Origin of the sequence: Pseudomonas svalbardensis (assembly GCF_030053115.1) — a bacterium.
Taxonomy (GTDB): Bacteria; Pseudomonadota; Gammaproteobacteria; order Pseudomonadales; family Pseudomonadaceae; genus Aquipseudomonas; species Aquipseudomonas svalbardensis.
The window spans coordinates 1,215,219-1,227,089 of record NZ_CP125619.1 but is presented as its reverse complement, the minus strand read 5'-3'; the positions used below and the strand labels follow the sequence as shown (position 1 = coordinate 1,227,089).

At 59.4% G+C, this 11,871-nt stretch carries 11 protein-coding genes; 5 read left to right on the top strand and 6 right to left on the bottom strand.

Features of this window, described 5'->3' with window-relative positions; translation table 11 throughout:
* Nucleotides 1–103: 103 nt before the first annotated feature.
* The 5 genes from QFX16_RS05410 (at nucleotide 104) to cmoB (ending at nucleotide 3,660) form a co-directional block, all read left to right on the top strand.
* On the top strand, nucleotides 104–496 hold the full coding sequence (locus QFX16_RS05410; protein ID WP_283183114.1) for a protease inhibitor I42 family protein: 393 nt from the start codon (nucleotides 104–106) through the stop codon (nucleotides 494–496).
* A gap of 2 nt (nucleotides 497–498) precedes the next feature.
* Nucleotides 499–1,131, top strand: a complete 633-nt coding sequence (locus tag QFX16_RS05405) for a lysoplasmalogenase (RefSeq protein ID WP_283183113.1) — start codon at nucleotides 499–501, stop codon at nucleotides 1,129–1,131.
* Nucleotides 1,132–1,282: 151 nt separating this feature from the next.
* Nucleotides 1,283–1,768, top strand: coding sequence for a hypothetical protein (locus QFX16_RS05400; protein ID WP_283183112.1), 486 nt, complete (start codon nucleotides 1,283–1,285; stop codon nucleotides 1,766–1,768).
* Nucleotides 1,769–1,927: 159 nt separating this feature from the next.
* On the top strand, nucleotides 1,928–2,707 hold the full coding sequence (gene cmoA, locus QFX16_RS05395) for a carboxy-S-adenosyl-L-methionine synthase CmoA (RefSeq protein ID WP_223432750.1): 780 nt from the start codon (nucleotides 1,928–1,930) through the stop codon (nucleotides 2,705–2,707).
* A complete protein-coding gene (gene cmoB / locus QFX16_RS05390) occupies nucleotides 2,704–3,660 on the top strand; it encodes a tRNA 5-methoxyuridine(34)/uridine 5-oxyacetic acid(34) synthase CmoB (RefSeq protein ID WP_283183111.1) in 957 nt (318 codons plus the stop codon). The genes cmoA and cmoB overlap by 4 nt, the downstream gene beginning before the upstream one ends.
* Before the next feature lie 132 nt (nucleotides 3,661–3,792).
* On the opposite strand, the gene tadA is transcribed toward cmoB, so the two are convergent.
* From tadA to treC, 6 genes are all read right to left on the bottom strand, one after another.
* Nucleotides 3,793–4,290: a tRNA adenosine(34) deaminase TadA gene (tadA, locus tag QFX16_RS05385; RefSeq protein ID WP_283183110.1), complete on the bottom strand. Its 498-nt coding sequence runs from the start codon at nucleotides 4,288–4,290 to the stop codon at nucleotides 3,793–3,795.
* A complete protein-coding gene (locus tag QFX16_RS05380; RefSeq protein ID WP_283183109.1) occupies nucleotides 4,290–5,666 on the bottom strand; it encodes a multicopper oxidase family protein in 1,377 nt (458 codons plus the stop codon). The genes tadA and QFX16_RS05380 overlap by 1 nt, the downstream gene beginning before the upstream one ends.
* A gap of 298 nt (nucleotides 5,667–5,964) precedes the next feature.
* Complete coding sequence (locus tag QFX16_RS05375) at nucleotides 5,965–6,264, bottom strand: PTS sugar transporter subunit IIB (protein ID WP_283183108.1); 300 nt, start codon at nucleotides 6,262–6,264, stop codon at nucleotides 5,965–5,967.
* A 2-nt stretch (nucleotides 6,265–6,266) separates the two neighbouring features.
* Nucleotides 6,267–8,807: a phosphoenolpyruvate--protein phosphotransferase gene (ptsP, locus tag QFX16_RS05370; protein WP_283183107.1), complete on the bottom strand. Its 2,541-nt coding sequence runs from the start codon at nucleotides 8,805–8,807 to the stop codon at nucleotides 6,267–6,269.
* A gap of 62 nt (nucleotides 8,808–8,869) precedes the next feature.
* The gene (locus QFX16_RS05365) at nucleotides 8,870–10,093 is read right to left on the bottom strand and encodes a maltoporin (protein ID WP_283183106.1); all 1,224 of its coding nucleotides are present in this window, start codon (nucleotides 10,091–10,093) and stop codon (nucleotides 8,870–8,872) included.
* Nucleotides 10,094–10,188: 95 nt separating this feature from the next.
* Complete coding sequence (gene treC / locus QFX16_RS05360) at nucleotides 10,189–11,838, bottom strand: alpha,alpha-phosphotrehalase (protein WP_283183105.1); 1,650 nt, start codon at nucleotides 11,836–11,838, stop codon at nucleotides 10,189–10,191.
* Between the last annotated feature and the right edge of the window lie 33 nt (nucleotides 11,839–11,871).

The following is an 11,871-nucleotide window of genomic DNA, read 5'->3' as shown; positions in this document are numbered from 1 at the left end:
GAAGGCGTCGGCACTGATGACGATGACTCCCTGTCGCCGTCACACTTTGTCTCATCTTCAGTTATGCTCGCCGTTCGTCGTGAACGCCGGAGCCACTGACCTTATGTCCCCCACCCGCGTGTTTGTCCCCCTCGCCCTCTCCTTGCTGGCCGCGTGCGCCACGCAACCGAAACAGAACGTGACCGTGGAAAAACAAAGCGAATGCCCGGTAAAACTGCACAGCGGGCAAAACCTGATCCTGACCCTGCCAAGCAACCCGACCACGGGTTATCGCTGGGCGATCCAGGATTCGGCCGGTGGCGTATTGCGCGCGCTCAGCCCCGAGGTCTACAGCAATCCGCAAGACGCGGGGATCGTCGGCAGCGCCGGCCTCTCGACCTGGCGCTTCCAGTCCTTCGCCGCTGGCACGGGCCGTTTGCGCCTGACCTACTCACAGCCATGGGCACCGGAAGTACCGGCAGTGGAAACCTTCGACTGCGCGATCTCGGTTAACTGATCGTGGGCTGGCTGATTCTGGCGCTGATGGGCGCGGTGACCTTTCTCTACGGCGTGAGCGTGCACGCTGCGTTGCTCTGCCTGCTGGTCAAGCCGCTGCCAGTATTGGCGCTGCTCGGTTGGTTGCACGACGCACCGCCCAGCGAGTACCGCCGCTGGATCAGCCTTGGATTGATTTTCTCCCTGCTCGGCGATGTGTTGCTGGCGTGGCCGGGGGATTTGTTTGTGTTTGGTCTTGGGGCGTTTTTGGTCGCCCACTTGGCGTATCTGAAAGCCTATTTGAGCGATTGCCGGCGGGTGGCGCCGTTACCGCTGATCATCGCTTTGAGCGTCGGCGCGGTGTTGTTGGGGATCTTGATTTCCAATGGGCTGGGTCCGCTGCTCATCCCGGTGATCGTCTACGGTCTGGCCATCAGCGCCATGCTTTGGCGGGCGCTGGCTCGACTCGGCACTGACGTGCCCAAACGCTCGGCGCTGCTGGCGGCCGCAGGTGCGGTGGCGTTTGTGTTTTCGGACAGCGTGATTGGCATCAACCGGTTTGTTGCGCCGTTCCATGCCGCACCTTACGTCATCATCCTCAGCTACTGGCTGGGACAATGGGGTATCGCAGCCTCGGCATTTAATAAGGACAAATAGCAACTTAGCCAGGTTTCATAACCATAAAATCGATAAACCATCTCGAAAAGTTATAAAAACCTGTCAGCTCTGACAGTAGCTCAGATTTTCTAACCCACTTACTCTCCCAGTGGCGTTATCCAACCACGAGCGTAAACCAAGGAAGAAAATCATGAGTCTTTTTAAAAGCAAAAATTCGACACTTTCTTTAGACCCCTTTGTCAGCGTCAACTGCGATATTGAAGCCAAGGTTTCAAACCGCGTAAAGTTTCATACTCAAAACATCCAGTTCGACAAAGACACTAACAGCAATTTGATTGCTTATATCGGTCGAAGCTATGAAAACGGCTTTAACGATTCCAAAAAAGGGATGATGTTTGTTTTCCCAAGTGACATTCAGTCCGACACCTATTCACCCAAAGACTCAAACTTTCCATTTGAGACATTTTTTTATTATGAAAATGGAGCTAACGCCGACTTTACGACGGCTTACCAATACAAACCCGAAAGCGGCACTATTACCGTCGAAGTAGTCCAGAACAACTCCGAGGCATTGCGCTACCTCATCAACTTTGACTTTAAAGGCAAAGACAACAGGACCGAAGAGCTGCACATCGCTGGCAAAGCCGAACTCAATGTTTTCATGCGTCCTAGATGATCTCGCTCTAAACAATAAATGACCAAGTCTTGCTTCTCGACTTGGTCATTCATTTGTCTTTTCCACATGCTCTCTGCAGCCAAATCCCCATCTGCCCCCTTCGCAAATCCCCCACGGTTTATCAGACAACCCGCGCATCCCCCCGTCAATTTGGCTAAAATGCCGGCCTTTTCCACTTATGCCGCTGGAACCGCCGTGAGCAAAGAACCCGATCGCCTTTTCGCCCAGCCTTTGGCCCAGGTGCCTGACTTCGCCTTTAACGAGGACGTGGTGCGGGTGTTCCCGGACATGATCAAGCGCTCGGTGCCGGGTTATCCGACCATCGTTGAAAACCTCGGCGTACTCGCCGCGCAGTTCGCCCAGCCCAACAGCGTGCTCTACGACCTCGGCTCGTCCTTGGGCGCCGTGACGCAGGCGCTACGTCGCCATGTGCGCACTGACGGCTGCCGTGTCATCGCTGTGGATAACTCGGCGGCGATGGTTGAACGCTGCCGCGAGTACCTCAATGGTCAGGACTCGATGTTCCAGGAGCTGCTGCCGGTGGAAGTGATCGAAGGCGACATCCTGGCCCTCGAATTCCAGCCAGCCTCGGTGGTGGCGCTGAACTTCACCTTGCAATTCATCGCCCCGGAGCAACGCACAGCGTTGCTCTCGCGTATCCACCAATCGCTGTTGCCCGGTGGCGCGCTGATTCTGTCGGAGAAGCTGCGCTTCAACGACCTTGAAGAACATGCGCTGCTCACTGACCTGCACGTCGCGTTCAAACGCGCCAACGGCTACAGCGAACTCGAGATCGCCCAAAAGCGCAGCGCCATCGAAAACGTCATGAAGCCCGACAGCCTCGAAGAACACCGTGAGCGCCTGTTGGCCGCCGGGTTCTCGAAAGTCGTGCCGTGGTTCCAGTGTCTTAACTTTGCCTCGTTGATTGCCTTGCCATGATTGATCTGTCCCCCCTCGCCCGCCGTCTGGCCGGCACACCGCTGGCCGACTGGGCCAACACCCTGCAGCGTCAGCTCGACAAGAAAATGGAAAAGGGTCACGGCGATCTGGAGCGCTGGCAGAGTGCGCTGGACGCTTTACCGAAGATTCAGCCGAGCGAAGTCGATCTGCTTAACGGCCTGACGCTGGACACCGATTGCGACGACGAAACCCGTGCGCAAATGCGCATCGCGCTGATGGGACTGTCACCGTGGCGCAAAGGGCCGTTCGATTTGTTTGGTGTGCACGTCGATACTGAATGGCGTTCGGACTGGAAGTGGTCGCGGGTTGCACCGCATCTGGATCTGAAGGGTAAACGCATCCTCGATGTCGGCTGCGGCAATGGCTACTACATGTGGCGCATGCTCGGCGCCGGGGCCGATAGCGTGATTGGTGTCGACCCGAACTGGCTGTTCTTCTGTCAGTTCCAGGCGGTGCAGCGTTACCTGTCCGAACCCAATGCCTGGCACCTGCCGTTCCCGTTCGAAGACCTGCCGCCGAACATGGAAGGCTTCGACACGGTGTTTTCCATGGGGGTGTTCTATCACCGCCGCTCGCCGATCGAGCATTTGCTGGCGCTGAAGGATTGCCTGGTCAAAGGCGGCGAGTTGGTGCTGGAGACCCTGGTGATTGAAGGTGATCAGCAACAGGTATTGGTGCCGGAAGACCGTTATGCGCAGATGCGTAACGTGTGGTTCCTGCCGTCAGTACCGGCGCTGGAGCTGTGGCTGCGCCGGGCCGGGTTCACGGATGTTCGCTGTGTGGACGTGAGCGTGACGACGGTCGAGGAACAGCGCGGGACAGAGTGGATGAAGTATCAGTCGCTGAGCGATTTCCTTGACCCGGAAGATCACAGCAAGACGGTTGAAGGGCTGCCGGCGCCGATGCGCGCCGTGATCGTCGCCCGTAAGTAGCGTCACAGTCCCCCAAACACCGAAGAAACCTGTGGGAGCGAGCCTGCTCGCGATGAAGGCCTGACAGTCAACGATGAGGTTGAATGACAGATCGCTATCGCGAGCAGGCTCGCTCCCACATTGGTTTTGTATCTAGTCTGAAGGCTTTGCGCGTCGGGCCTTGAAGAACTCACTCAACACCGCCCCGCATTCCTCAGCCAACACCCCGCCTTCATACAGCACCCGGTGATTCAAAAATCCCTGGGTAAAAAACTGCCCCTGGCTCTGCACAATCCCGGCCTTCGGCTCCAGCGCCCCGTACACCACCCGCGCAATCCGCGAATGCACGATCAGCCCGGCGCACATGCTGCACGGCTCAAGCGTCACGTAGAGCGTGCTGCCGGGCAGACGATAGTTGCTGGCCGCCAACGCGGCAGCGCGGATCGCGACCATCTCGGCATGGGCGCTCGGATCATTACCGCTGATCGGGCAATTGAAACCCCGACCGATGATTTCACCATCCTGAACCAGCACCGCGCCCACCGGCACTTCACCGAGCGCCGCGCCTTGGGCGGCCAGGGTCAGGGCTTCGCGCATGAAGTCACGATCACGGCTGCGGTCGATGATTGCTGTCGGGCGTATCTGACGCATCACACCACCTCGATGGCGGCCATCAGGCCGGTTTCCATGTGGTCGATCACATGGCAGTGGAACATCCAGATCCCAGGGTTATCCGCCACCAGCGCGACTTGCGCGCGCTCGTTTTTGCCGAGCAAGTAGGTGTCAGTGAAGTACGGTATGACCTTGTGCCGGTTCGAGGCAATGACCTTGAAGCTCATGCCGTGCAGATGAATCGGGTGTTGATACTGAGTCATGTTCTTCAATTCAAAAATGTAGCTCTTGCCCTTCTCGAGCTTGGCAATCGGGCGGTCGGCGCAGGTTTTGTCGGTGATGTCCCAGGCCTTGCCGTTGATCTGCCACAGGCTCGGCGGCTTGCCATTGTCGACGTTCACCGACACTGAGCCTACCCATTCGAAATTGAAGTTTAGTTTCTCGGCATTGGCCAGGTCCGGCTCGGCCACCGGGTTGGCGGGCAACGCGGGTGGCCATTCGGTCGGTGTATCGGTGTTCGCTACCGAACGGAACGTGCCCAGTCGTACCGGGCCATTGCGCAGGGACAGTTCTTCACCGGCCGGCGGTGCCTTGATCGCCAGACAGATACGCATGCCCGGGCCGAGCCAGTATTCCTTGCCCAACGGGCGCGGTTCGATCGGGTTGCCGTCCAGCGCGTAGATCTGCGCTTCGACGCCTGGAATGTTGAGGCGGTAAGTCAGAGTGTTATCGAGGTTGAGCAGGCGCACCCGGGTGATCTGCCCAGCGGGCAACTCGATCACCGCTTGCGAGACACCGTTGATGGTCGACAGGCGCCCCGCCGTGCCACCACGGGCCGCTTCGCGAGGAATGCTGAACGCAACAAAAGCGCCCTCTTCATCGACGTGCCAGCTCTTGAGGCTCAAAGTCTTTTCGTACTTGAAGCCGGTAGGCTCGCGCTCTTCGATGATCAACGGGCCGACCAGCCCGCGTCCGAGTTCTTCGCTGCTGTTCACATGCGGGTGATACCAGTAGCTGCCGGCGTCGGGCACGCGGAATTTGTAGTCGAAATATTCGCCTGGCAGCACTGGAAGCTGCGAGACGTAGGGCACCCCGTCCATTTCCAGCGGCAGGCGGATGCCGTGCCAGTGAATGGTGGTCGCCACCGGCAGGTGGTTGATGAAACGTACCCGCAGCCATTCGCCCTGACGCACGCGCAACTCGGTGCCCGGCGCCGACGGGCCGAAGGCCCAAGCTTCGGTCTTGTGCCCGGCCACCAGTTCAACGTCCAGCGGTGCGGCGATCAGCTCATAGTCGTGGCCCGCGTCGGCGTCGGCCATCTTGCCCAACCAGTACCGCGACGCGCCCCCCGCTCCGACACCAACGACAACAAGACCGGCCAGGCCACCGAGGATTTGGCGACGGGTAAAGGACATGAACTCAACTACCTCACGTATCAGCGACAGGCCTGGGGCCTGTAAAAGGCGAATACGATACACCTGCGGTTGAGAAACAGTAAGGGCGGCGCGGCGTTCTGGGACAAGTTCAAAGGCCACCCCTCACCCTAACCCTCTCCCTAGGGGGTAGAGGGGACTGACCGAGTTGTTCTTGAGCTACATCGACCTGAGAAATCGAGTCGAACTCAGGCTTGAAAACCATGAAGATCAGCTCCCTTTCCCCCTCTCCCCGTTGGGGAGAGGGCTGGGGTGAGGGGTGGTTCTTGAAGCTGATCAACTAACGTCCGGCGACCACCAACCCCATCAACAAATGCACAACGCCTTCGTCCAGCACCATGACTCCAGGTACACCTGCCATATTTAAAGCCTGCCGATCCATCCGCCCAACATCCCGCAACTTCACCCGAACCCGGGTCAGTGCCACCGGCTGCTGCGACTTGAGGTTATCCATTCCGCCCAGTGCGGCGACGATTTCCGGGGCCAGACCAGAAACAGGCTGAGCAACCACTTTCGGCTCATCCACGATCAGGTCCGGAGTCAACGCTTTCCAGAACGCCCGCTGCATTTTCTCGAACATGCTCAGTTCTCCAGTACCCGTGAAGTATCGACCGTCGCCTCGTGATACAGCCGCAACGCCTCGCGCACTTGCTCGGCGCTTTCCAGCCCCAGCACCTGCTGGGCGATGGCCTGGCAGTCCACCAGATCCACTTCGCGAACCGCCGCTTTGATCGCCGGAATCAACGGCACGCTCACCGACAGTTCATCCACCCCCAATCCCAGCAGCAGCGGCACCGCCAGCGTCTCGGACGCCATGGCGCCACACACGCCGACCCATTTGCCATGGGCGTGGGCAGCCTTCACGGTGCTGGCAATCAAACGCAGCACCGACGGATGAAAGCTGTCGGCCTGACTGGCCAGGCGCGGATGATCGCGATCCATGGCCAGGGTGTATTGGGTCAGGTCGTTGGTGCCGATCGAGAAGAAATCCACCTCGGGCGCAAACAGATCCGCCATCAGGGCTGCTGCCGGCACTTCGATCATGATCCCCAGTTTCGGCAGGTCAGTGAGCCCCAATGACAGCGCCTCTTCCTCAAGCAACTGCCGGGCCCGTCGCAACTCCGATAGCTGCGTGACCATGGGCAACATGATGTGCAGACGGGCCAGCCCGGCGCTGCTCAGGATCGCCTTGAACTGGTCGCGCAACAGCTGCGGGCGCTCCAGACACAATCGAATTCCGCGCATGCCGAGGAACGGGTTGGTTTCGCTGTCCATCAGCACGTAGGCCAACGGTTTGTCGCCGCCGACATCCAAAGTCCGCACCACCAGATTGCGCGCCGGCCCCAAGGCGCGGGCGATGGCGCTGTAGGTGGATGCCTGTTCGTCATGGCTCGGCGCATGATTGCGATCCAGATAAAGAAACTCCGAACGCAGCAATCCGACGCCCTCGCCTCCCAGTGCCATGGCCTGCTCCGCTTCAGCCAGCGAGGCGATGTTGGCCGTCACTTCAAAGTGGTGACCATCGCGGGTACAAGCCGCCAGCGCAGCGTGCGCCAACTCATGTTGATGGCGCTTCTGCTGGCGCTGACGATTGGCTTGCAGCTGCTCGATGGCTGCCAGGTCCGGGGCCAGATGCAGCTCGCCCTTGTCGGCGTCGAGCAATACTTGAGTGCCATTGACCAGCGCCAGCACCTGAACGGGCAACCCGCAGATCGCCGGTAATCCGGACGCCCGAGCGAGAATCGCGACGTGGCTGGTAGCGCCGCCACCGACCGTGGCGAACCCCAGTACCTTGCGGGTATCGAGCCCGGCGGTCTGTGACGGCGTCAGTTGTTCGGCGATCAGGATCGCCCCCTCAGGCAGCTCCATCGCCTGATCCTGTATGCCGAGGATCAGCTTGAGCACTCGCTGGCCGACATCGGCCAGATCCGCCGCCCGCTCCGCCAGCAAGGCATTGCCCAGGCTTTTGAACAAGGTTGCCGCCGACTCGGTGGCCGCGCGCCAGGCGAACCCGGCACTTTTGCCTTCGTCGATCAGCACGTGAGCCACTTCCAACAAACCCGGGTCTTCGAGCAGTTCCTGGTGAGCCTTGAAGATGTCTGCCTGCGCGCTGCCAATGGCGTTGTCACGCAACTGTTGCAGGGCCACCAGCGCCTCGGCCAAGCCGCGGGACAGATGATCGCGTTCAACCTGCGGTGTGGCGCCGAGTTCATTCACTTCCAGGTGTTGTTCGGCTATCTGCACCACTTGGCCAAACGCCGATCCGGCCGATGCGCAAACCCCACGCAACACCGTCAGCGATAAAGCCGCAATCGCATCCGCCTGCACCTGCACCTGCGCCGAGGCCGCCACCGCTTCACCGCATCCAGTCAGCAGCAGCTCGGCCAGCGTCTTGATCGCCGCTTCAGCATCCGGGCCGGCCGCGCTGACTTGCACAACGTCACCGTGAGCGGTCTGCAACGTCATGATCGCCACCAGGGATTTCGCGTTCACGCTGACCTGCTGTTTATGCAGGAAAATACTCGCTGAAAACCTCTTGGCGGCCTGAGCGAACACCGCCGCCGGGCGGGCGTGCAAGCCGTTCGGGTTGGCCAGCGTCACCGGTTTGGAGAACAGCGCCTCGCCCTCCTCCGGCACCACTTCATCCGTCATCTGATCGGCCGTATTCAAACCCAACAACGGTTGGCCGCTGTCCACCAGACCCGTTTCAGGTACCAGCCAAGTGAAGGGCTCGGCACTGACCACCAGCATCAAAGTCAACAAACTGCGCGCATGCAAGGCGATGTAATCGGCATCGAACTCGATCAGCGACTGCCCAACGTCAACCTGCTCGCCCTCCTCCACCAACCGCGTGAACCCCTTCCCGGCCAGGTTCACCGTGTCGAGGCCAATGTGCATCAACACCTGCACGCCATTTTCGCCGGTGATGCTGATCGCATGCCCGCTGGCCTGCACATTGCTGACAACCCCTGCCAGCGGCGCGCACAACGTCGTTGAAGTCGGATCGATGCACAGGCCATCGCCGATCACGCGGCTGGAAAACACCGGATCGGGCACGAAGTCCAGTGGCATCAATACGCCGGACAGGGGCGCGTGCAGTTGCAATTGTTGGGGTGTGGCCATGACGTCACCTGCTGTTTTGTTCTTTGAAGTGCCGATGGAGCGCGAGGCTCCGACAGCATCGCTTATTTCCACCAGTACTCGACCTGCAATCCGACATTCGAACCGTGTCGCGCCGTGCCAAAGGCGCCGGTGTCGGACAATGCCGAACCCTGCGCCAGTTCATTGGCCGCCCGTTTGGCCGCCTCGTTCCAGCTGGCATAGGTGTAATACAGACGCACCTCGGGGCGCGCCCAGAATTCCGGACCTTTGGGCGACCAGGTCGGGGCGAAGGTGAACTTGCTCAGCTTGCGCGTGCCGCCCGTGGCTTCGACCTGATCGTGACCCAGTTCGGTCACCAGTTTGAACTGCTCGGTGAGCGCATAAGTCGGGCGAACGCCCAGGGAAATCCAGTTCTGGTCCGATCCGTCCGGGCGAATGTCTTTCTGGTAAACCGCCTCGACTTGCCCGCCAAATCGCGGCGTCACCTGCCAGTCGAAGAACTCCACCACCCGGTAACTTTTGTTGCTGTCGTCCAGCTTTACGTTACCGGTATAACCCAACCCGGTGCCGGGACCTTCGCCGTACTGGAAAGCCAGTTTGTTCTTGCCGCCCAGAAAACCTTTCTGCACATGCTGGGTGGTGATCGCCCAGCCACGGTGAGCATCGCGGCTGTCGGGTTTGTCGATGTAACTCAGGCCAAACTCCAGTTCACCGCCGGGGTTGGTGTTGAAACCAGCGACGTTGAAGTCGTGACGGTTGATGTAGTCCTTCTGGTACAGGTTGTCCTTGCGCGAGAAGGCATAGCTGTATTTCAGATCGCCGATCAGCACGTCCTCGATACCGCCGCCGGTGGCGCTCTGGTTCCAATAGTAGAAGTCGGAAATGTGAATATCGTTCCGTTTGTAGTAACGCCGACCGGCCCACAGCGAACCGCCGTTGAGGCTGGGCATGTTCGACCATTGCACGTACGCCTGCGGCAAGCGCACCGAGCCATTGTCACCGTTGAACGTCAGGTCCTTGTCGTACTGGTTATACAGCGACGCCATGCCATCGACGCTCAGCACCGAACCGTCATCCAGCGTGTACAAATCCTGTCGTAGTTCCAGCTCCGCGTACTGCTCACACTCGTTGCCCAAGCGGTATTTGGTCTGCGCACCCGGCAGTTGGAAACACTGCTGTTTACCGCTGTTGACCGAGGTCCCGACGCCGCTGCGCAAGTAACCGGCGAACTCCAGCGCCTGGGCCGAAAGAGGCAAAACCAGGCATACGCTCGCGGCCGCAAGACTGCGATTTATTGTTGTTTTCAAGAACCACCCCATTATTTTTATTGTGTTCAGCGGCAAAATCGGCGCGCAAAACTCCCCCGCGCAGCGTTCTGCGTGTTGTTTTAAAACAGTGTTTTTTAGTGGTTGGTCAGGTGCAGAACGAACGACTCAAAGGGCCGTAAAAACACCTGCCGATTACGCGGCGGACAGTCCGGGTAGTTGCTGATCACCAACCGCTGCGTCATCGCCTCGCTGATCACTTCATTCGGCAATACGACTTCACAGGTTGTGCCGTAGAAGTTGTTCAACACCAGTAACCGTTCGCCATTGCCCTCACGCACGTACGCCCAGATTTGCGTGTGCTCGGGCAACAGTTGCCGGTAAACGCCGTCGGACATCAACGCTTCACTGCGGCGCAGAGCGATCAGTTGGCGGTAGTGATGAAGCACCGAATCCGGGTCATCGAGTTGGGCGGCAACGTTGATCTGCGTGGCGTTGGCCGGCACACCGATCCACGGTTCACCAGCGCTGAAACCCGCGTTGGGCTCGGCATTCCAGTGCATCGGCGTACGGCCGTTGTCCCGGGACTTCTGCATGATCGCCGCCATGTTGTCGGCGTCGCTCGCACCCGCCTCGCGCTTGAGCCGGAAGATGTTCAGCGTCTCGACATCGCGGTACTGATCGATGTGATCGAAACCCGGATTGGTCATGCCCAGTTCCTCGCCCTGGTACACGAACGGCGTGCCCTGGAGGAAATGCAGCGCCGTGCCGAGCATCTTCGCCGAGAGCACGCGATATTCGCCGTCATGACCAAAACGCGAGACCACCCTTGGCTGGTCGTGGTTACACCAGAACAACGCATTCCAGCCACCGCCGGCCTGCATGCCGGTTTGCCAGTCGGAGAGAATGCGCTTGAGTTCGAGGAAATCGAAATCGGCACGAATCCACTTCTGCAGGTTCGGGTAATCAACCTTCAGGTGATGGAAATTGAAGGTCATCGACAGCTCTTTCGACTCTGGCCGCGAGTAACGAATGCAGTGTTCCAGGCTGGTGGAAGACATCTCGCCGACGTTGATCAGGTCATGGCCTTCGAAGACTTCACGGTGCATTTGCTGCAAGTACTCATGCACGTTCGGGCCATCGGTGTAGAAGCGTCGACCGTCGGTGTTGTCCTCGGGGAAGTCCGCCGGCTTGGAGATCAGGTTGATCACGTCCAGACGGAACCCGCCTACGCCCTTGTCGCGCCAGAAACGCATCATCTTGAAGACTTCGGCGCGCACCTTGGGGTTGTCCCAGTTCAGGTCGGCCTGAGTGTGGTCGAACAGGTGCAGGAAATACTGACCGGTCTGGGCTTCGTACTCCCATGCCGAGCCACCGAACTTGGATTCCCAGTTGTTCGGCTGGTCGCGCCAGATGTAGAAATCGCGGTATGGGTTGTCGAGGCTGCTGCGGGCCTGCTGGAACCAGGTGTGCTCGATGGAAGTGTGGTTGACCACGATATCGAGCATCAGCTTGATCCCGCGCTTGCCGGCCTCGGCGATCAATAACTCGCAATCGGCCATGGTCCCGTAGCTCGGGTCGATGGCGTAGTAATCGCTGATGTCGTAGCCATTGTCGCGTTGGGGTGAGCGCAGGAACGGCGTGATCCACAGGCAATCGACACCCAGCCAGTGCAGGTAATCGAGTTTAGCCACAACGCCAAGCAAATCACCCGTGGGGTTGCCGGCGTGGCTGTGAAAACTCTTCGGGTAGATCTGGTAGATCACCGAACGTTGCCAGTCTTGCATGGCGGGATTCCTTCAACAAATTGATGTGGCGAC

What these genes read in the sequence shown, in the direction of transcription:
- cmoB (WP_283183111.1), top strand. Translation starts at nt 2,704, where the DNA reads ATGATTGATCTGTCCCCCCTCGCCCGCCGTCTGGCCGGCACACCGCTG.
- QFX16_RS05375 (WP_283183108.1), bottom strand. Translation starts at nt 6,264, where the DNA reads ATGTTCGAGAAAATGCAGCGGGCGTTCTGGAAAGCGTTGACTCCGGAC.
- QFX16_RS05380 (WP_283183109.1), bottom strand. Translation starts at nt 5,666, where the DNA reads ATGTCCTTTACCCGTCGCCAAATCCTCGGTGGCCTGGCCGGTCTTGTT.
- QFX16_RS05400 (WP_283183112.1), top strand. Translation starts at nt 1,283, where the DNA reads ATGAGTCTTTTTAAAAGCAAAAATTCGACACTTTCTTTAGACCCCTTT.
- tadA (WP_283183110.1), bottom strand. Translation starts at nt 4,290, where the DNA reads ATGCGTCAGATACGCCCGACAGCAATCATCGACCGCAGCCGTGATCGT.
- ptsP (WP_283183107.1), bottom strand. Translation starts at nt 8,807, where the DNA reads ATGGCCACACCCCAACAATTGCAACTGCACGCGCCCCTGTCCGGCGTA.
- QFX16_RS05410 (WP_283183114.1), top strand. Translation starts at nt 104, where the DNA reads ATGTCCCCCACCCGCGTGTTTGTCCCCCTCGCCCTCTCCTTGCTGGCC.
- treC (WP_283183105.1), bottom strand. Translation starts at nt 11,838, where the DNA reads ATGCAAGACTGGCAACGTTCGGTGATCTACCAGATCTACCCGAAGAGT.
- cmoA (WP_223432750.1), top strand. Translation starts at nt 1,928, where the DNA reads ATGCCGGCCTTTTCCACTTATGCCGCTGGAACCGCCGTGAGCAAAGAA.